This is a genomic window from Corynebacterium sp. TUM25020 (assembly GCF_056388495.1).
On sequence record NZ_JBWJFG010000007.1, the window covers coordinates 39227 to 57951 of the forward strand.

Sequence of the window (18725 nt, forward strand, 5' to 3'; positions counted from 1 at the left end):
GAAGAGGCTCGGCTTAGGCTCCCAGCATTGCCTGGCCACACACGCGGACAACGTTACCGGTGACAGCCTGGGAAGCCGGGGAAGCGAAGTAGGCAATGGTCTCGGCAACGTCCACGGTCTCGCCACCCTGCTGCAGGGAGGAGAGCAGACGGCCACCGACGCGGGTGCCGAACGGGATAGCAGCGGTCATCTGAGTCTCGATGAAGCCCGGAGCAACAGCGTTGACAGTGATGCCACGGTCAGCCAGCTTGTCGGAGAAGGAATCGACAAAGCCGATCACGCCGGCCTTGGTAGCACCGTAGTTGGTCTGACCACGGTTACCGGCGATACCGGCAATGGAGGCCACACCGATGACGCGACCGTTGTCGGCCAGGCCACCGTTCTCCAGCAGCTTCTCGGTGATGCGAACCGGTGCAACCAGGTTCACGGCGATAACGGAATCCCAGCGACCCTCGTCCATGTTGGCCAGCAGCTTATCGCGGGTGATACCAGCGTTGTGAACGATGATGTCGACCGGACCGCCGTGGCGAGCCTCAGCGTGCTCCTTCAGCTTGTCCGCAGCGTCTGCCGCAGTAACGTCCAGCGGCAGGGCAGTGCCGCCGACCTTGTTGGCGGTCTCGGCGAGGCCCTCGCCAGCCTGCGGAATATCCACGCAAATGACCTTTGCGCCGTCGCGAGCCAGCACCTCTGCGATGGTGGCACCGATACCACGGGCAGCGCCGGTAACCACAGCGATCTTGCCCTCGGAAGGCTTGTTCCAATCAGCCGGGGCGGTCGCGGACTGGGCGTCAACGCGAATAACCTGTGCGTCCACGAAGGCCGACTTAGCAGATAGCACGAAGCGCAGGGTGGACTCCAGGCCAGCCAGATCGGCGGCAGCGTCCGGAGCGGTGTAGACCAGCTGGATGGTAGCGCCGCGCAGCAGCTCCTTACCGACGGAGCGGGTGAAGCCCTCCAGAGCACGCTGAGCGATGCGCTCGTCAACGTCGTTGATCAGTTCCGGGGTGGTGCCGATAACCAGCAGGCGTGCGCAGGGCTGTAGCTGGCGCATGACCGGGTGGAAGAAGTCGTACAGCTGGCGCAGATCCTCTGGCTTGGTGATGCCGGTGGCGTCGAAAACCAAGCCGGCGTACTTGTTGTCGCCAGCAGAAGTGGAGACGGTGTAATCGTCGGCAAGCAGCTCCTCGATACGGCCGACCAGGCGACCGGAGCCACCCAGCAGTACGCGACCGTCCAGGGCGGGCTCGCCCTCCTTGTAACGACGCAGCTTCGTCGGTACCGGCAGGCCAACCTGCTTGGAGACCTTCTTGCCGAGATCCGAGTTGATGAACTTCAGGTATGCATCCTGGTTTTCAGGCACTAGCTTAAACTCCTCATGTCGATAGAAGTATGTGGTTGAAGACTACGTGGAGATTTACGCTTCCTCATCGCAATGTGCGGCAAGTGAGCGCGAAATATACAAGTCTTGTCGGCAATACGTACACGTGCATAGCCGTGACAATGTATGTTCTCATGTATAACCATACGGTGTGATCGAGCACACCGTGTAGGAAAACGTTCTTTCAATTCACATTCTTCGATGGAGTGACACAAAAATATGACTAACGGAGCACCCCGCAAGGTCGCCATCCTGGGCGGCAACCGCATCCCGTTCGCACGTTCCAACAAGGAATACGCAAACGCGTCTAACCAAGACATGCTGACCGCTGCCATCGACGGCCTGGTCGCACGCTACGGCCTGCAGGGCGAAGAGCTGGGCGAAGTCGTCGCCGGCGCCGTGCTGAAGCACTCCCGCGACTTCAACCTGACGCGCGAGACCGTCCTCGGCTCCGCACTGTCCTCCACCACCCCGGCCTTCGACCTGCAGATGGCCTGCGGCACCGGCCTGGCTGCCCTGGTGCAGGTTGCAGACGCACTCGCCCTGGGACGTATCGAGTCCGGCATCGGCGGCGGCGTAGACACCACCTCCGACGCACCGCTGGCCGTCAACGATCAGCTGCGCAAGACCCTGATCAAGCTGAACAACGCGAAGACCACCACCGATCGCCTGAAGCTGGTCGGCCAGATCCGTCCCTCCCAGCTGGCTCCGGAGCAGCCGAACAACGGCGAGCCCCGCACCGGTCTTTCCATGGGTGACCACGCGGCCATCACCGCCCGCGAGTTCGGCCTGACCCGTGAGGAGCAGGATCAGCTGGCGGCAGAATCCCACCAGAAATTGGCTAAGGCCTACGATGAGGGCTTCTTCGAGGACCTCATCACCCCGTTCCTGGGCGTGCAGCGCGATACCAACCTGCGCCCGGACTCCAACGTCGAGAAGCTGGCTAAGCTGAAGCCGGTCTTCGGCAAGAAGGACGCCGAGCAGCACGGCACCAAGGCCACCATGACCGCCGGTAACTCCACCCCGCTGACCGACGGCGCTTCCGCAGTCCTGATCTCCTCCGAGGAATGGGCTGCAGAGCACAACATCCCGGTCAAGGCATACCTGGTGGACTCCGAGGTTGCTTCCGTGGACTTCATCAACGGTCGCGATGGCATGACCCCGGACGGCCTGCTGATGTCCCCGACCTACGCGGTTGCTCGCCTGCTGAAGCGCAACAGCCTCACCCTGCAGGATTTCGACTTCTACGAGATCCACGAGGCTTTCGCTTCCCAGACCTGCGCCACCCTGAAGGCATGGGAGTCCGACGAGTACTGCCGCGAGCGTCTGGGTCTGGACGGCGCTCTGGGTGCTATCGACCGCGAGAAGCTGAACGTCAAGGGCTCCTCCCTGGCAGCTGGCCACCCGTTCGCTGCTACCGGCGGCCGCATCATCGCTACCGCTGCGAAGGTGCTGGAGCAAAACGGCGGTGGCCGCACCCTGGTCTCCATCTGCGCTGCAGGTGGTCAGGGCATCGTCGCCATCATCGAGCGCTAGTGCGCTAGTGCCCTAGCGCTCTCGCAGCGCTAGAAGACCTTCGCCAGATCGGTCTTGTACACCACAGCGTTGTAGCTATTCCACGACGTGGCTACCCAGTACAGGTTCCCGTCAGTCTGGTGTGGGTACATGAAACCGCCGTAGATATCCGGCACCTGGGCCCTGGAGATCAGTGTTTTCTCGCTGCTCCAGGGTCCTTCTGGTTTATCGGCCTGCCGCAGTACCATGCCCTGGGTGGTTTCGTACAGAGCCAACCACTTGCCGAGGTGCTTGTTGTACTGCACCGATAGTTCGGAAACTCGCCCGTCCAGCACAGTTTTCGCCGCGTCCATTCGAGTGGTCCATCCTTGGCCATCCCAGAATTCTGCAGAGCTGAAGTCGGGGAACTCCGCTTCGCTGATGCGCGCCAACCGAGCCTGGCCCGAGCGCCCCGAAGGGGTTCCATAGACGTACACATAGCCGCCCTCGGCAGCCGTGCCTTGAGGAGGCTTAGCAAAGGCCGTCATCTGGAAGTTATCCGCGCCGGGGGAGTGAGCGGGGAAGTCTGGCAAGCGGCTATCCCCAGAGGCCACGGAACTACTGCGGTAGGAATCGCGGATCACAGAGAAAGTCTTACCGCCATCAGTGGACTTCGCGGTCGCGGCGTAGTTGGTGCGCCACTGTCCTGGGCGACCCCAGTCGCGGACGGACATGAAGTCCACATACTGTGCACCGTTAACCTCAATGCCGGCGGTAGGAATAATGGTTTTCTCCACCCCGTCGATCTTCAGCGATGCGGGGAGGAACTCCTCGGAGCGACTTCCAGTGGCAGGGCCGGTCAGGTAGATCCCGTTAGAGGGGTCCATGTCGTCCGTTTCGTACAGCGCATTGGAGTGCCAGCCATTGTTACCGGCCCCGCAGCGGAAGGAGTCGCCGAAGGCGGCGAGCACGCGTCCGTCTCCGGAATCCCACATGATGCCCAGGTCGGTGGAGCTAAGCCCGGTCTTGTCGGTGCGATCTGGCCCAAAGCGCCCCGTGAGCATGTGCAGTGCCTCGGTGTTGCCGGTGACCTTTGGCATTCCTTCGGGCTTACCGGTGAGCCATTGCGGTTGCCCCAGGCTGCCTGCCAGGGAACCGGTGCTGCTAGCTGCCAGGCCATCGCTCATGGTGGGGGTGTAGGTCCAGCATGGGTCTGCGGCGGCGTGACCAGTGGAAAGGGCGGTCACCACGGATGCGGTGGCGAGGATTGTGCCGGTGGAGAGGGTAGCTGCGAGGGAGCGACGGGCGCTGAATGTGTTCTTCATGAAGCTAATGTTTACACATGTTGTGCTGCACCGCCTGGGGAGCTTCGCTATATTCACCCATATGGCAAAATCCTCTCGCATCGCTTCCATCGTCGCCGCTACCTGCCTATCCCTTTCCACTGCAGCGGGACTCGCTGGTGCTGCGGACTCTGGCACTGCACCTGAGACCCTCCAGCCGCTTCCCACCGTCGAGGTGCCTGCGACGGGCAGCTCCGGCAGCTCCTCGCGAGTGCCGAAGGCATGCCAGAACCTGAATCAGCAGATCGATGAGGTGCGTAAGAAGTGGGATGCCGCCGTCGCGGAGCAGGATATCTACAAGGCCAATGCTTTGCGCGTCGATTTCGGCAACCTCGCCGCCAGCTACTACCAGTGCCGTTTGGCCGGGAACACCATTTCCGGTTCCCTGTAGCCGCTAGCATGGCTTCATGATCACAATTGGGCTAACTGGTGGAATCGGATCGGGCAAGTCAACCGTCTCGTCGCGGTTGGCGGAGCTCGGTGCTTTTATTGTTGACGCCGACCTGGTGGCGCGCGAGATCGTCGAACCAGCTCAGCCAGCTTTGGCTGAGCTGGCGGAGGCCTTTGATGGGGTGTTAAACCCCGATGGAACGCTGAACCGTGCTGAGTTGGCTCGCCAGGCTTTTGCGACCCCGGAAGCCACAAAGAAGCTCAACGCGATCACCCATCCGCGTATTCGTGCGCGCACGGAGGAGCTATTCAAACAGGGCAGGGAATCGGGTGCGGAAGTATTGGTCTACGACATGCCCTTGCTCATTGAGAATGGCGAGGTGAATAAGGTCGATCATGTACTGGTGGTGGATGCTCCCGATGAGCTGCGCATCGAACGCCTCGTTCAGCACCGCGGCCTGGATGAGGACGACGCCCGGCGCCGCATCGCCGCCCAGATCGATCGGGAGACTCGCCTAAGTGCTGCAGATACGGTGTTGGACAACTCCGGCAGTTTGGAAGACCTGCTGGCTCAGGTCGATGGCTTCTGGGACGGGCTGTAAAACCTACCAGAAGCGGGGGATACCAGCTCCGAAGATCGGCGGAAGGCCGTCGGCTACGACTGTCTCCGGGAAGATATACAATCCCACCGCGTCGCGGTAGCGGGACATGCGTTCCTTGGCTAGGTTCCGCTGCTGCACTGGGTCGGACTTCGAAGCCAGGCCATAAACGGTGGTACGGGGGCCGAAGGCGATGCGGTAGTCACTTACACCTCGGTGCAGGTGGCTATCGGTGGTCGCGATGACCAGCTGGCGAGGCAACGCCGTACTGCGGGGAGCGCTGGTGGCATGCTTGTTCATGCGAGCGAACACCTTCGCGCTGTGCCATGCGTTGCTAATGGTGGACCAGGAGTTGCCTTCCACATGAATGCGCTGTGGGGAAATGCCAGCCTTGACTAGCCAATTCTTCATCGCCTGGGCCTCGACATGGCCATGTTCGGTCTTTCCACCCGAGGTGATGATAGGGCTGGCGGGGTGCTTTAGGGCGTAGTCCCGGGCTACCTCCAGGCGGCGCTGTAGGTTCGGGTGTACAGAACCGTCCGGGTTCAGACCATTACCGAGGACAACCACGGTTGCGCGCGGACTGGTGGACTTTCCAGGCGTTTGGACGGGGGCTTCCAAAACCCTCAGGATGTGCTTGATCTCGGTACGTCGAGCTGGGGAGAGTCTAGCGAGCGCCGGGCGAGGATCCTTATTCATGTACTGAGCGGCTATGGCAGCTGCGGAGTAGGCGTCATCAACAGTGCGGGCAGTGCGAGCCCCGCTGGGGCCCACCGGCAACAGATCGCCAGGAATAACGACGGTGTTGGGGCCGATCGGCGCGGGACCGACAACGATCGGTGGAATGGCAGGCGTAGCTATGGCAGTAGGGGTTACAGCGGGGGCGACAGACGGTGCGACAAGAGGCGCCGCAAAGAGAGTGACGGTGAGGAAAGAAGCGAGGGAAGAAAAGCGCGCACGGGAAGAGAGATTCATGTGAATTACCTTAGAGTGGCAAGGGTAGATGCGCTGGGCAAAGGGAGCGAGGTAGTGAGTGCTGTCCTGGGCGACACGTAGACTGGTGCGCATGGCCTTTGCAGCAGAACGTCCCGAATTGTCGTACTCCGAGTTCCGTCCCGTAGGGGAGGTCGAACGCTCGAATGCGAAGTTCGAAGTCATCAGCGACTATCAACCCGCTGGCGATCAGCCGAAGGCTATCGAGGAACTGCACCAGCGGTTAAACAGAGGCGAGCGCGACGTGGTGCTGATGGGCGCCACCGGTACCGGCAAGTCCGCGACCGCGGCGTGGCTAATTGAGAAGGAACAGCGCCCCACCCTAGTGATGGCGCCAAACAAGACCTTGGCGGCACAGTTGGCCAACGAGCTGCGCAGCCTGCTGCCGAACAACGCGGTGGAGTACTTCGTCTCCTACTACGACTACTACCAACCAGAGGCGTATATCGCGCAGACGGATACGTACATCGAAAAGGATTCCTCCATTAACGAAGACGTGGAGCGGCTCCGTCACTCCGCGACCTCTGCGCTGCTATCGCGCCGGGACGTGGTGGTTGTGTCCTCGGTCTCCTGCATCTACGGCCTCGGCACCCCGCAGTCTTACCTGGACCGCTCGGTGGTCTTGAAGGTCGACGAGGAGGTCGAACGCGATCGGTTCCTGCGCCTGCTGGTGGATATCCAATACTCCCGCAACGACGTCGCCTTTACCCGCGGCACCTTCCGCGTCAAGGGCGACACGGTAGACATCATCCCCGCCTACGAGGAACTGGCAGTTCGTGTGGAGTTCTTCGGCGACGACATTGATGCGCTGTACTACATCCATCCCTTGACGGGAGACGTGATTCGTCAGGTTGACGAACTGCGCATCTTCCCAGCCACCCACTATGTGGCGGGTCCGGAGCGCATGGAAAAGGCGATGCAGGCGATTAAGGAGGAGCTGGCGCAGCGGCTGGAGGAATTGGAAAACCGCGGCAAGTTGTTGGAGGCTCAGCGCCTGCGCATGCGCACCGAGTACGACCTGGAGATGATCCAACAGGTGGGCTTCACCAGCGGTATCGAGAACTACTCCCGCCACATTGACGGACGTGCGGCAGGGTCTGCGCCCGCTACGCTAATCGACTACTTCCCGGAGGACTTCCTCACGATTATCGACGAGTCACACGTGACCGTCCCACAGATCGGCGGCATGTTCGAAGGCGACATGTCTCGCAAACGCAACCTGGTGGAGCACGGATTCCGCCTGCCTAGTGCCCTGGATAACAGGCCATTGACATGGGAGGAGTTCGACGATCGTAAAGGCCAGTGCGTCTATATGTCTGCGACCCCCGGCGATTACGAGATTGCCGCCGCCCAAGGCGAATATGTGGAGCAGGTCATTCGCCCGACTGGCCTCGTGGATCCGAAGGTAGAGGTGCGTCCAACCGAAGGCCAGATCGACGATCTGATTGAGCAGATCCGTCAGCGAACCGAGAAGAACGAGCGCGTGCTGGTGACCACCCTGACCAAGCGCATGGCAGAGGACCTCACCGACTACCTGCTGGAACATGGTGTCAAGGTGCGCTACATGCACTCGGATATTGACACACTCAAACGCGTGGAGCTGCTGCGCCAGCTACGCCTCGGCGAATTCGATGTGCTGGTCGGTATCAACCTGCTGCGTGAGGGTCTTGACCTGCCAGAAGTATCGCTGGTCGCTATTTTGGATGCGGACAAGGAGGGCTTCCTGCGATCCGAACGATCCCTGATCCAGACCATCGGTCGCGCAGCCCGCAACGTCTCGGGCGAAGTCATCATGTACGCGGACAAGGTCACTGACTCTATGCAGTACGCCATCGACGAAACGGAGCGCCGCCGTGCCAAGCAGATCGCCTACAACAAGGAGCACGGAATTGACCCGCAACCCTTGCGCAAGAAGATCGCCGATATCTTGGATCAAGTTGCGGAGCTTGAGGCAGAAGCAGGAAATGACGCCGATACCACCTCCGGTGGCAAGGGCGAATCGCCCGAAGCAGATTGGGCGCTGGTACGCGGCTCCACCGATGAGCCAATGGCACGTCCACAGCTAGAAAAGCTCATCCAAGAGATGACCGAGCAGATGAAATCGGCGGCCAAGGAGCTGAAGTTTGAACTTGCTGGTCGCTTGCGCGATGAAATTGCAGACCTAAAAAAGGAACTACGGGGCATGATCGACGCTGGGTTGTAAGATTGGGGTTATGTACAACACAGTCGTGGTCGGAACCGATGGGTCAGAATCTTCTTTTCTAGCAGTGCGACGTGCCGCAGGCGTGGCCGCAGCAATGAATGCAGAGCTTGTTCTGGCCAGCGCGTATGTGGGGGAGCATGCGGATACCGCGGCAAAGCAGACCACCGCAGTGGAAGGTGAAATGTCTGCGTCTGAGGTGTTGGCGTCCGCACGAAAAGAAGCTGAGGACGCAGGGGCGGCAAAGATCCGTGCGGTGCTGAAGGAAGGCGACCCGGTCGAGGCTTTGATGAGCATCGTGAAGAGCGAGGGAGCAGATCTGCTCGTGGTTGGAAACCGTGGGATCAATTCCCTGACAGGCCGACTACTGGGAAGCGTGCCTGCCGACGCTGCGCGCCAGGCGGAATGCGACGTGATGATCGTTCACACCGTAGGGATGAAAGACTAGGCCTTTAATCTAGCGCCACGGCAACGGGCGCGTGTGTACGACTGTAAGCCCCTGAGTGGCACGGGTCATTGCTACGTAGAGATCGTTGAGCCCTTGGGGGGAAGCCTCCACAATGTCCGCCGGCTCGACCAGCACAACCTCGTCGAATTCCAGCCCTTTCGCAGATGCCGTATCGACCAGCACCACTTCCGCGCCGGTGGCCTCTAACAGCTCGGCTATCGCCGACCGTAAGGCGTCCGGGGCAGCGGCAATGACACCGATCAGTCCCTCTTCGCCTGTCAGTTCACGGGCTTGCGCGATGGCCTCCCGCACTCCTTCCGACAGTGGCATCTCATCCGTGGGAACTACATAGCGCACGCCCGTGCCGGACTCTCGCAGCGCTACGGGATCAGGTTGAGCGGGATCGATCTGCTGCAACAGAGGTGCGGCAAGATCCGCAATGTCTTTCGGTGTCCGATAGTTCACCGTCAACTGGTGCAGTTGCCAACGGTCGGCCACGAAGGGCGAGAGTGCCTCCGACCAGCTATCCACCCCACCGGGGTTGCCCGTCTGCGCTGGGTCACCGACCAACGTCATCCACTTGTTCGGCGAGCGGCGGAAAACCATCCTCCAGGCCATGTGGCTTAGCTCCTGGGCTTCGTCCACGATCACATGCCCGAAGGCCCAACGACTATCAGCTGCAGCGCGTTCGGCAGTAGTGCGCTGATCGCGTACCCGCTGGCGGGCGGCGAGCGTTTCCGCGTCGATGACGTCGTAGGCCATCAGCACCTCGGGCGCGAAGCCATCGTCGAGGTCTTGGCTAGCCGAGCCGGTAAGAATGTCGAGAGCCTCCTGCGCCTCCGCGATCTTCTCCAGCCATTGTTCACGTTCCTCGGCCGCGGACTCCTCGTCGGAGACATAGCCAAGCAAGTCGATGAGTTCGTCAATGAGTGGCGCGTCGGCGTCAGTCCATTCACCGCTGGGGTGTGCGGAAAGACCGCGCCAAGTGTCCTCGTCATAGTCGACGGCGATAGCCGCGGGGTTTGCATAGAGCCGCTCTAAGACCTCGGTGGGGTGCAGTTCAGGCCAGAATTGCCCCAGCGCGTCCACGATCGCAGGGTCTGCGCCGAGCTCCTCACGCAGGGTGGCAATGTCCCCCTTACCCAGCAGGTTCGCGCCACCAAGCGGGTCGGCACCAATGTTTTCTCCCAAAGCCTCCGCCAGGGCGTTGAGACCGTGGTCTAGGAAGGCCGCTCGCGCGTGGTTGTGTGGCTTCCGGCTGCGGCGAGCACGAGTGCGGGCTGAGCGCACCATCTTTGGTGTCAGCTGCACGTTGAGTCCGTCGATGCTGAGCTCGATGTCGGTGTCCGGCACGGTTTGATACGCCTTGATGGCGTCGGAAAGGATCGTTAGCATTTCCCCCGAGCCTTTCACTTCGCGCGCCAGCAGGTTCGTCTCCGGCACGGTTTTTAGGTTCGGCAGAAGGGTGCCGGGGGTCGCGAGCACCACGCCGGTTTCGCCCAAAGACGGAAGCACCTGCGAGATATAGGAAAGGAAGCGGTCGTTTGGCCCGATGATCAGCACGCCAGTGTTGCTCAGTTGCTCACGCCATGTGTACAGCAGGTATGCCGCGCGGTGCAGTGCGACGGCCGTCTTGCCAGTGCCCGGTGCGCCTTGCACGACAGTTACTCCGCGGTGTTCGGCGCGGATGATCTTATCCTGCTCCGCCGCGATCGTCTCGACGATGTCCTGCATATATGGGGTGCGTGCTCTGTTGACTGCGTCGAGCAGCGCCTCTTCTTTGGCGACGCCACCTCGCGCTCCCGCCCCCGCAGAATCAGCGGGGTTTTGCGTATTGGAAAGCTGCTCGTCTGCCACGCTGCGTACTGTGCGGCCACGAGTGGTGATATGCCGTCGCGTATGTACCCCGTCGGGGTGCAGGGTAGTGGCCAGGTAGAAAGGGCGAGCTAGGGGAGCACGCCAGTCCATAAGGAGGGTACGCATCTGCTCGTCATCATCGTGCAATCCGATGCGCCCGATATAGCGGCGATCCAGCTTTTCGCTTCCAGGCGCGGGATTTTCCGCCTCCGGGTCTTCGACGTCGATACGCCCGAACATCAAACCAACTTCTGCAGCGGAATAGGAATCGAGGCGTTGGGCAATGTCCCTTGCCTCGCGGTCGCGAACCATGAGTCCCTGCGGGTCGTCGATATCGGCTTCAAGGCGGACGGCCTTGAGGCGTTGTTCCAGTCTCTGGCGGGCGTTATCTACCCGCGAGAGGAGATCGTCGAGGTAGTTCTGCTCGGCGGCGATGTCGTTGTTGGGCGCCAAGGTGGTTGCGGGTTCCCTTCTGTCTAAGTCGGTGGTCTGCGGGTGTGTTGCAGGCGTCTAAAGGGGTAGAGCAAGCCATCATACTCTCTTGCCTGTTGTTCGTGATGGGAGTTCGTGCAGCGCTCGGCATTATCGCCAACTTCCTGATGCAGAACTTCGGTCCACGCTAGAAGCGCCACGGCCAGAACCCCAGCCAGAATCCTGGGAAACAAGCATAAAAAAAGAACCCCTGGGCAGGGGTTCTTTTTCTTTCCCCACTACCCAGACCGGCAGGAGGGGAGAAAAAGGGCTACTTCTGCAGGCGCTTTTGTGCCTTCTTGGCGCGCTTCTGAGCCTGCTTCTGTGCCTTCTGCGCACGCTTGCGCGACTTCTTGGTAGCCTTCTGAAGATCCTTCTTCAGGGCTTCAGAGTCGAAGTCATCCCACGCACCCTGCGCCTTGGCAGCTGCGGTCTGCGCGTAATCGGAAGCCTGGTCGCCGAAGTCAGCTGCGCGCTCGCGCAGGTTCTCGGCGGTTTCCTTCCACTCGTCCTGGTGCTCGTCTACATAGTCGGCAACCTTCTCCTGCACCTGACCGGCAACTTCCTTCGTCTTGGCAAAGAAGCCCTGTGCCTGGTCGGAAGCGTTAGCGGCGAAAGCCTTGGACTGGGTCTGAGCGTTCTCCAGCATCTTCTGCTGCTCGGACTTACCCGGCATTGCCTGCTGTGCGCGCCACTTCAGACCCGGCTTTCCAGCGGTGTCTGCGGAAGTGATGACGAGGCCTCCCAGCAGAGCCAGGTCGGTAACCAGGCCACGGATCTCTTCCTTGCGTTCTGCACCATTGGTGGCGTTCCAAAATGCGTGGCGGGACAGAGCCGTCGGGATCTGTACCGCAGCCAGGGTGGCGGCAGCCAGGCGCGGAGCCTTACCCGTTGCCAGCAGGGCAGAAGCTACAACCTTGGTGGTGCCAACGATGCGAACGGTGGATTCTGCATCGTCTGGAATCAGGCCGGCCTTATCCTGCGGCAGAACGGAACGCAGGGTGCCGTTGATGGCCTTTGCGTCCTCGGCGTACTCGTTGCTATTCAGCAGCATCTGAGCACCGTCGACGGCAAAAGCGGATGCCAGCAAAGGGCGGGCAAGGGTACGGAACATTTGGGTCTACACACTCCTCAATCGTTGGTGGCACGACCCTTGACTAATTTTAGTCGTGCTCGATCACTCATCCAGGTTACCGGAAGTGACCACGTCCCGAGTGGAAGTACACCGCTTGCTACCAACCCCGTGCGGCCCATTCCGCAAGTTTGCCCTTTTCTGCTCCGACGGTAGTGGAGTCGCCGTGACCAGGGTGAATGCGAGTGTCCTCCGGGAGGTTGAAGATCCTGTCGCGCACGTCGCCCAGGAGCTGCTGGAATTGCTCGGGATTGTTTGTTTTTCCGACGCCACCGGGGAAAACACTGTCACCCACCCACGCTCGTGGCACGCGCCCGTCGGCCAAATCCAGCACTGCCAAGCCGCCCGGGGTGTGGCCCCGGAGCTCGACTACCTGCAAGCCGAGCTCCGGCAGCTGTGCACCAGCCAGGTCCAGTGGTTCCCGGGAACCTTCGTCGTTTCCGTACACCCGATCCGGCGCCACGGGCAGCGCCTCGGCATCCAGGCGCGGCCCGTGGTGGCGGGCGCCTGTCGCCTTTAGGACGTCTGCCAGCGCGCGAGTGTGGTCTGCATGCTGGTGAGTAGTGAGCACATCGGTGATGCGCACACCCAGCCGTTCGGCCAGGCCCAGCAGGTGTTCTGCATCATCGGCGGCATCCACCAGCAGCGCTTCGCCGTCCCGGCACAGCAACCACACATTGTTGTCCATAGAACCCACGGTGGTAACGGCATACGTATGGGCGTCAGAACTTAAAACCTGCACGTCGCGCGGTGCGGAAAGATGGCTAAATTCAGTAACTTGCTGCATGGCACCACACTAGCGATGTCTCGGCGATGGCGTAGACTAGCAGGGTTGATGCTTCAACAATTAAGGAGTAAATAGTGGCCGATCAGCTGATTGTCCGTGGAGCCAGCGAACACAACCTCAAGGGCGTGGATATCGACCTGCCACGCGACAAGATGATCGTGTTTACGGGCCTGTCCGGCTCGGGTAAATCCTCCCTGGCCTTCGACACGATCTTCGCAGAAGGCCAGCGCCGATACGTCGAATCTTTGAGCTCCTATGCGCGCATGTTCCTCGGGCGCATGGATAAGCCGGACGTGGAGCTGATCGAAGGGCTGTCCCCTGCGGTTTCCATCGACCAGAAGTCCACGAACCGCAACCCGCGCTCGACCGTCGGCACGGTAACCGAGATCTTCGACTACCTGCGCCTGCTGTACGCCCGCACCGGTACCCCGCACTGCCCGAAGTGCGGCGAGGTGATCCAGCGCCAAACTCCCCAAGAGATCGTGGATCAGATCCTCGCGATGGAACAGGGGCTGAAATTCCAGGTACTTGCGCCCGTGGTGCGTACCCGCAAGGGCGAATTCGTGGACCTTTTCGAGGATCTTTCCGCACAGGGCTACTCCCGCGTGCGCGTCGACGGGGCTGTGTACCAGCTGTCGGATCCCCCGACACTGGAGAAGCAGGTAAAGCACGACATCGACGTCGTGGTTGACCGTCTGCAGGTTAAGGATTCCCAGAAGCAGCGTCTGACCGACTCAATCGAAACTGCGCTGAAGCTGGCCGACGGCATTGTGGCACTCGAGTTCGTCGGCCTGCCAGAGGACGACCCGAACCGCGTGCGACGCTTTTCCGAGAAGATGGCGTGCCCCAACGGCCATGCGGTGCAGCTAGAAGAGCTCGAACCGCGCACGTTCTCTTTCAACTCTCCCTACGGTGCCTGCCCCGCCTGCGACGGCTTGGGCACGCGCCTGGAGGTTGACGAGAAGCTGGTGATCCCGGACGAGGATGCGCCGGTCATTAACGCGATTGCACCGTGGGCTTCGAGCCCGAACAGTAAGTACTTCACCAAACTTGTGACTGCGCTGGGCGAGGCGATGGGCTTTGATCCTAAGTCCCCGTGGAGTGAGCTCTCGGCGGCCCACCGCAAGGCCCTCCTGAATGGCCACAAAACTCAGATCAAGGTGAGCTATCGCAATCGTTACGGTCGCTCCCGCAACTACAACGCGCCTTTCGAAGGCGTGATGCCTTTCCTTAAGCGCAAGCTCGACCAGACCGATTCCGACTGGTCGAAGGAACGCTACCGCAGCTACATGCGCGAGGTTGCATGCCCGACGTGCGACGGTACGCGCCTGAAGCCGGAGGTCCTTGCCGTGACCATCGCTGCGGGGGATCGGGAACTATCCATCGCCGAGGTGTCTGATCTTTCTATTGCCGACGCCAGTAGTTTCCTGGACAACCTTTCTCTCACCAAGCGCGAGGAGATGATTGCCGGGGCGGTTCTACGGGAGATCCAGGCGCGCCTGAAGTTCCTTTTAGACGTCGGACTGAATTATCTGTCGATGTCCCGCTCCGCGGGCACACTGTCTGGTGGCGAGGCGCAGCGTATCCGTTTGGCGACACAGATTGGTTCGGGCTTGGCGGGTGTGCTGTACGTGCTGGATGAGCCATCGATTGGCTTGCACCAGCGCGACAATGAACGTCTGATCCGTACTCTGCAGCATCTGCGGGATCTGGGGAACACCTTGATCGTGGTGGAGCACGATGAGGATACGATCCGCACCGCCGACTGGCTGGTGGATATTGGTCCGCGAGCTGGCGAGTACGGCGGCGAGATTGTCTACCAGGGCGAGCCTGAGGGAATCCTTAAAGAAAAGAAGTCTCTAACCGGCCAGTACCTCTCCGGCGAGCGAATCCTCGCGGTGCCGGAAAAACGACGTGAGATAGATAAGGGTCGTGTGTTGCAGGTACACGGGGCGCAGGAGAACAACCTGCAGAACGTGGATGTCACCCTGCCTTTGGGTGTGCTGACAGTCGTGACGGGAGTGTCTGGGTCGGGTAAGTCGTCGCTGATTAACGGCATTGTGGCTAAGTCGTTGAGCAATACCCTGAACAAGGCACGCCAGGTGCCCGGCCACCACAAGAAGATCACGGGCACGGAGCACCTCGACAAGTTGGTGCAGGTGGATCAAAGCCCGATCGGGCGCACACCGCGATCCAACCCGGCCACCTACACGGGCGTTTTCGACAAGATACGCAAGCTGTTCGCCGAGACGACGGAGGCGAAGGTCCGCGGCTATGGCCCGGGACGATTCTCCTTCAACGTGAAGGGCGGACGCTGTGAGGCCTGCCATGGCGATGGCACGTTGAAGATTGAGATGAACTTCTTGCCCGACGTGTATGTTCCCTGCGAGGTGTGCAATGGTGCGCGCTACAACCGTGAAACCCTAGAAGTGCACTACAAAGGAAAGTCCATTGCAGAAGTTCTGGACATGCCGATCTCTGAGGCTGCGGAGTTCTTTGAACCTGTGACCTCCATTTCGCGCTACCTGAACACGCTGGTGGATGTTGGACTGGGGTATGTGCGCCTGGGGCAGGCAGCAACCACCTTGTCTGGCGGTGAGGCGCAGCGCGTGAAGCTGGCCGCAGAGCTGCAGAAGCGTTCCAACGGGCGCACTGTGTACATCTTGGACGAGCCGACGACCGGCCTGCATTTCGAGGACATCCGAAAGCTCATGCTGGTAATCCAGGGGCTGGTGGACAAGGGCAACAGCGTGCTCATCATTGAACACAACCTGGATGTGATTAAGGCAGCCGACTGGATTGTGGACATGGGGCCGGAAGGTGGCTCCGGTGGCGGCACGGTCGTTGCCGAGGGAACCCCGGAGCAGGTTGCAACGGTGGAGGCCTCACATACAGGCCGTTATCTACGGTCGATGCTCTGATCCAGGGCTTGGCTGCTGAGGCTGTGCCGGACGCTGGGGCTGTTGGGACTGCTGAGGTTGTGCCGGACGCTGTGGCTGTGCTAGACGTTGGGGCTGCTGAACATGGGGCGGAACAGGGGAACCCGTCGGTGCCGCGGGTTCCATACGCGTAGCGGGCACCTGAGCATTCGTTTGGATGTTTGTAATGCCATTGCTCTTGTTCGGCTTTTCGCGCGTAACCGCCGCAATGAGCAGCACCATGCCGCAGATCAGGAATGCCAGCGCCTGCACCAATCCACCCAGAACGGAGAGGTCATAGAACACGAGCTTCCCGGTGGCGATGATTGCCAGGATCAATCCCAGCTTCGAGTTGTTGCGGTACAGCAGATATACCGCCCCCAACATCCAGCTGACGGAGATAAAAACATGGGCGATCATGAACGACAGCTTTGTGGCCGAGATGGCCATTGCAACCGCGGGAACCGCCGACGAAGCCAAGACGAGTGTGACTCCGCCGATACACATAAGAATCAATTCGGGATTGACCGTCGCACCGGGGGCTTCCCGACCGGCAATGCCCTGTAGACCCGAATCCAAGAGGTACTTATGCCGGTAAGCCAAGGCCACGGAAAGCGCCAGGCTGGTGACGAGCACAATCGCGGAGTCCGGGATGCGCATGTTGTCTGCCTCAACCCAGCTTTGCGGGGCATAGGTGAACACCACCAAGAACGAGCAGACCAATGAGATCCAGGCTATGGCCTTATATATCCGCGGCAGTCCCCATACAATTGCAGCGGAGTACAGCAGCAAGGCTACGGCGATTGCTACGGTCGAGTAGTTCAGAAACTGGACACCCTCAAGGTCTCCATAGCTAAACGCGGAGAGTTTTTGCCAACGGAAGAATCTGATGAGAAAGACGATCGGCAGCGTTCCCGCGGCGATCGAAAACAGGAAGGACGTAGCCACGGTCGGAGGCAGTGGAGCGTTTGCTGTGTAATGGGAGTCGACTTTGTAAATGGCTCCGTTGAAGTGCGCGATGAGGTAGGCAAAAAGTGTTACCACCGAGATAAAGGCAATGCTTCCCCAAGAGTCGTGGCTGCTAAGGATAAGGACAGGAACCACTACGACGGCAATGACACTACTGATGTGAAGCTGGCGCGTAGCCCATGGTGGTACGAAGCTGATGATCGCGATCAGAGTGAATCCAACTACGCCAAGCAGGAACGTTGTGAGGACGAATGAGGCACTCATGAACAGCGCGGCCATGTATGTGATCGTCGCGGTGATTTGTAGCTTGAACCACGGCCGTCCCCAGCGAGCAGCAAAGCCGCAGATAGCGGCAGCCAAAAGGCTACCCGCGAAATAGCCATTGTGGATCTCTCGCTGTGTCATTTGGTCGGCGGGGAACATCGAAAGGAAGCCGGCGGCTATTGGAACGATGAAAAGTGGGGCAAAGGCGGTGATGATGACCGCCAGAATCTCCTTCTTCCACGTATAGGCAAGCCCCAAGGCAGCTGCGCATATTACCACTGTCAGGACACTGCCGAGCGCTTCACCGAACCAATCCAGTTGGAACACCGAGACCCACAGATCAGCTAGGCCACCCAGCGTGGCAACGACAAGCAATGCTGATGCGCCGACTCCGTCCGGCTGGCGCCGGTGGATCACGGTAGAAGCAAAAGCCAGGCCTCCACAGAGGACAGCAGCGAGGACGACGGCGGCTTCTGGGCTTAGAATGCCAGAGGCATAGGCCAGCAGAGCCAGGAAGGTAAGACCCACGACGGTGATCGAGCCGCCGATAATCGCTAGCAGGCGAGTGACCAGATCCTCCTTTTCCCACCACTGCTTTAGCCTATTGACAGCAACCGGTTGGGGAGCGGGACGTGGTTGAGGGTGCGGTTGTTGCCCCTGCGGTTGAGCCTGCCGTCGTTGAGGTTGCTGACGCTCCGGCTCGCTCTGCTGAGGAGGTCCCTGCTGTGGCCGGGGAGATTGCATTGATGGGGTTGCCGCCACCGGACGTGTCGGGCGGGGTGGCTGCGTCGGCATAGGTCGTGGTGGCTGCACCTGCTGGGGTGGCTGTGTTCGCTGCGGTGGTTGGGTCTGTTGCGGTGGCTGCGTGCGCTGAGGTGGCTGTGTGCGCTGAGGCTGTACCGGGGAGGAGAGCCGTGCCTGCGGAGAGGGAACTTGCGTGGCATGTTTGGGTTGTGGGGCGGCAGCGGCTTGTGGCGTCGCTAGCTTCTGCTGATTAATAGCAACCTCGCGCAGAAGAGCGAACAGCTGTGCCTGGACCTTCGCATGCGTTTGCGCAACATCCTCGATGCGCTGCACCAGATCGGATGGGTTATTGTCGGAACTAGACCCGTTCGAGTGCCTTCTATCCTGATTGTTCTTAAAATCATTCATGTCATAAAGGTCGCTTTTCTTTGGCCAGCTCCCGCTCCTAGAGATCGGAACGGACAGGGCGTTTTGTGTTCTATTGGTTACTTGTTATACTTCCAGGTACTACCGTCTCGTTCCGTTCATTTGGGACATTTTGTTTCAGGCAGTTTGTTTGAAACGCATTGCTCCAAGGAATTGGAAACGGGCTGCAAGTGGAGGTTCCTTCTCCCACCTAGAGACCGCCTTAGAGGTTGGGCTCGGGTCGTGGCCACAGGCACGGATGGGTTCTGAAAATCCGGAAGTGCAATGCACGGAAGTGTGGATATGTTCCCGCTGGTGCTTCTGTGGTTGTGA

The 18725-nt window shown here is 60.3% G+C and carries 13 protein-coding genes; 6 read left to right on the plus strand and 7 right to left on the minus strand.

Going from position 1 to position 18725, the window contains the following annotated elements:
* Positions 1-13 precede the first annotated feature (13 nt).
* Positions 14-1336 (minus strand): 3-oxoacyl-ACP reductase, encoded by a 1323-nt coding sequence (locus tag AC05K6_RS08325; protein ID WP_476728317.1) that lies wholly within the window; start codon positions 1334-1336, stop codon positions 14-16.
* Between the two features lie 261 nt (positions 1337-1597).
* Between AC05K6_RS08325 and AC05K6_RS08330 the strand changes: the two genes are divergently transcribed.
* A complete protein-coding gene (locus AC05K6_RS08330) occupies positions 1598-2914 on the plus strand; it encodes an acetyl-CoA C-acetyltransferase (protein WP_476728294.1) in 1317 nt (438 codons plus the stop codon).
* Positions 2915-2943: 29 nt separating this feature from the next.
* Here the strand turns inward: AC05K6_RS08330 and AC05K6_RS08335 are convergent, their stop codons facing one another.
* Positions 2944-4197, minus strand: a complete 1254-nt coding sequence (locus AC05K6_RS08335; protein ID WP_476728295.1) for a DUF4185 domain-containing protein — start codon at positions 4195-4197, stop codon at positions 2944-2946.
* A 61-nt stretch (positions 4198-4258) separates the two neighbouring features.
* Here AC05K6_RS08335 and AC05K6_RS08340 point away from each other — a divergent pair, with 61 nt between their 5' ends.
* Together AC05K6_RS08340 and coaE are read left to right on the plus strand one after the other, a co-directional pair.
* Positions 4259-4606, plus strand: a complete 348-nt coding sequence (locus tag AC05K6_RS08340; RefSeq protein WP_476728296.1) for a hypothetical protein — start codon at positions 4259-4261, stop codon at positions 4604-4606.
* Positions 4607-4622: 16 nt separating this feature from the next.
* Positions 4623-5207: a dephospho-CoA kinase gene (coaE, locus tag AC05K6_RS08345; RefSeq protein ID WP_476728297.1), complete on the plus strand. Its 585-nt coding sequence runs from the start codon at positions 4623-4625 to the stop codon at positions 5205-5207.
* A gap of 3 nt (positions 5208-5210) precedes the next feature.
* Here the strand turns inward: coaE and AC05K6_RS08350 are convergent, their stop codons facing one another.
* Entirely contained in the window at positions 5211-6179 is a 969-nt protein-coding gene (locus tag AC05K6_RS08350; RefSeq protein WP_476728298.1) for a YdcF family protein, read from the minus strand.
* Positions 6180-6270: 91 nt separating this feature from the next.
* On the opposite strand from AC05K6_RS08350, the gene uvrB reads away from it, so the two are divergent.
* Both uvrB and AC05K6_RS08360 read left to right on the plus strand, forming a co-directional pair.
* Entirely contained in the window at positions 6271-8400 is a 2130-nt protein-coding gene (gene uvrB, locus AC05K6_RS08355; protein ID WP_408925802.1) for an excinuclease ABC subunit UvrB, read from the plus strand.
* A gap of 10 nt (positions 8401-8410) precedes the next feature.
* A complete protein-coding gene (locus AC05K6_RS08360) occupies positions 8411-8845 on the plus strand; it encodes a universal stress protein (protein WP_293791982.1) in 435 nt (144 codons plus the stop codon).
* A 9-nt stretch (positions 8846-8854) separates the two neighbouring features.
* Here the strand turns inward: AC05K6_RS08360 and AC05K6_RS08365 are convergent, their stop codons facing one another.
* The 3 genes from AC05K6_RS08365 to AC05K6_RS08375 all read right to left on the minus strand — a co-directional run bounded on the left by AC05K6_RS08365 (position 8855) and on the right by AC05K6_RS08375 (position 13092).
* Positions 8855-11155, minus strand: a complete 2301-nt coding sequence (locus AC05K6_RS08365) for a HelD family protein (protein WP_476728299.1) — start codon at positions 11153-11155, stop codon at positions 8855-8857.
* A 289-nt stretch (positions 11156-11444) separates the two neighbouring features.
* The gene (locus tag AC05K6_RS08370) at positions 11445-12287 is read right to left on the minus strand and encodes a DoxX family protein (protein ID WP_293791977.1); all 843 of its coding nucleotides are present in this window, start codon (positions 12285-12287) and stop codon (positions 11445-11447) included.
* A gap of 118 nt (positions 12288-12405) precedes the next feature.
* Entirely contained in the window at positions 12406-13092 is a 687-nt protein-coding gene (locus AC05K6_RS08375) for an MBL fold metallo-hydrolase (protein WP_476728300.1), read from the minus strand.
* A 74-nt stretch (positions 13093-13166) separates the two neighbouring features.
* Here AC05K6_RS08375 and uvrA point away from each other — a divergent pair, with 74 nt between their 5' ends.
* Positions 13167-16013, plus strand: a complete 2847-nt coding sequence (gene uvrA, locus AC05K6_RS08380; RefSeq protein WP_476728301.1) for an excinuclease ABC subunit UvrA — start codon at positions 13167-13169, stop codon at positions 16011-16013.
* Here the strand turns inward: uvrA and AC05K6_RS08385 are convergent.
* Positions 15996-18395 (minus strand): DUF2339 domain-containing protein, encoded by a 2400-nt coding sequence (locus AC05K6_RS08385; protein ID WP_476728302.1) that lies wholly within the window; start codon positions 18393-18395, stop codon positions 15996-15998. The genes uvrA and AC05K6_RS08385 overlap by 18 nt on opposite strands.
* Positions 18396-18725 lie beyond the last annotated feature (330 nt).

Excerpts from the sequence above, each read along its gene's own strand:
- AC05K6_RS08360 (WP_293791982.1), top strand. The coding sequence starts at position 8,411 with ATGTACAACACAGTCGTGGTCGGAACCGATGGGTCAGAATCTTCTTTT.
- AC05K6_RS08375 (WP_476728300.1), bottom strand. The coding sequence starts at position 13,092 with ATGCAGCAAGTTACTGAATTTAGCCATCTTTCCGCACCGCGCGACGTG.
- AC05K6_RS08335 (WP_476728295.1), bottom strand. The coding sequence starts at position 4,197 with ATGAAGAACACATTCAGCGCCCGTCGCTCCCTCGCAGCTACCCTCTCC.
- AC05K6_RS08385 (WP_476728302.1), bottom strand. The coding sequence starts at position 18,395 with ATGAATGATTTTAAGAACAATCAGGATAGAAGGCACTCGAACGGGTCT.
- AC05K6_RS08340 (WP_476728296.1), top strand. The coding sequence starts at position 4,259 with ATGGCAAAATCCTCTCGCATCGCTTCCATCGTCGCCGCTACCTGCCTA.
- uvrB (WP_408925802.1), top strand. The coding sequence starts at position 6,271 with ATGGCCTTTGCAGCAGAACGTCCCGAATTGTCGTACTCCGAGTTCCGT.
- AC05K6_RS08330 (WP_476728294.1), top strand. The coding sequence starts at position 1,598 with ATGACTAACGGAGCACCCCGCAAGGTCGCCATCCTGGGCGGCAACCGC.
- coaE (WP_476728297.1), top strand. The coding sequence starts at position 4,623 with ATGATCACAATTGGGCTAACTGGTGGAATCGGATCGGGCAAGTCAACC.
- AC05K6_RS08370 (WP_293791977.1), bottom strand. The coding sequence starts at position 12,287 with ATGTTCCGTACCCTTGCCCGCCCTTTGCTGGCATCCGCTTTTGCCGTC.
- AC05K6_RS08350 (WP_476728298.1), bottom strand. The coding sequence starts at position 6,179 with ATGAATCTCTCTTCCCGTGCGCGCTTTTCTTCCCTCGCTTCTTTCCTC.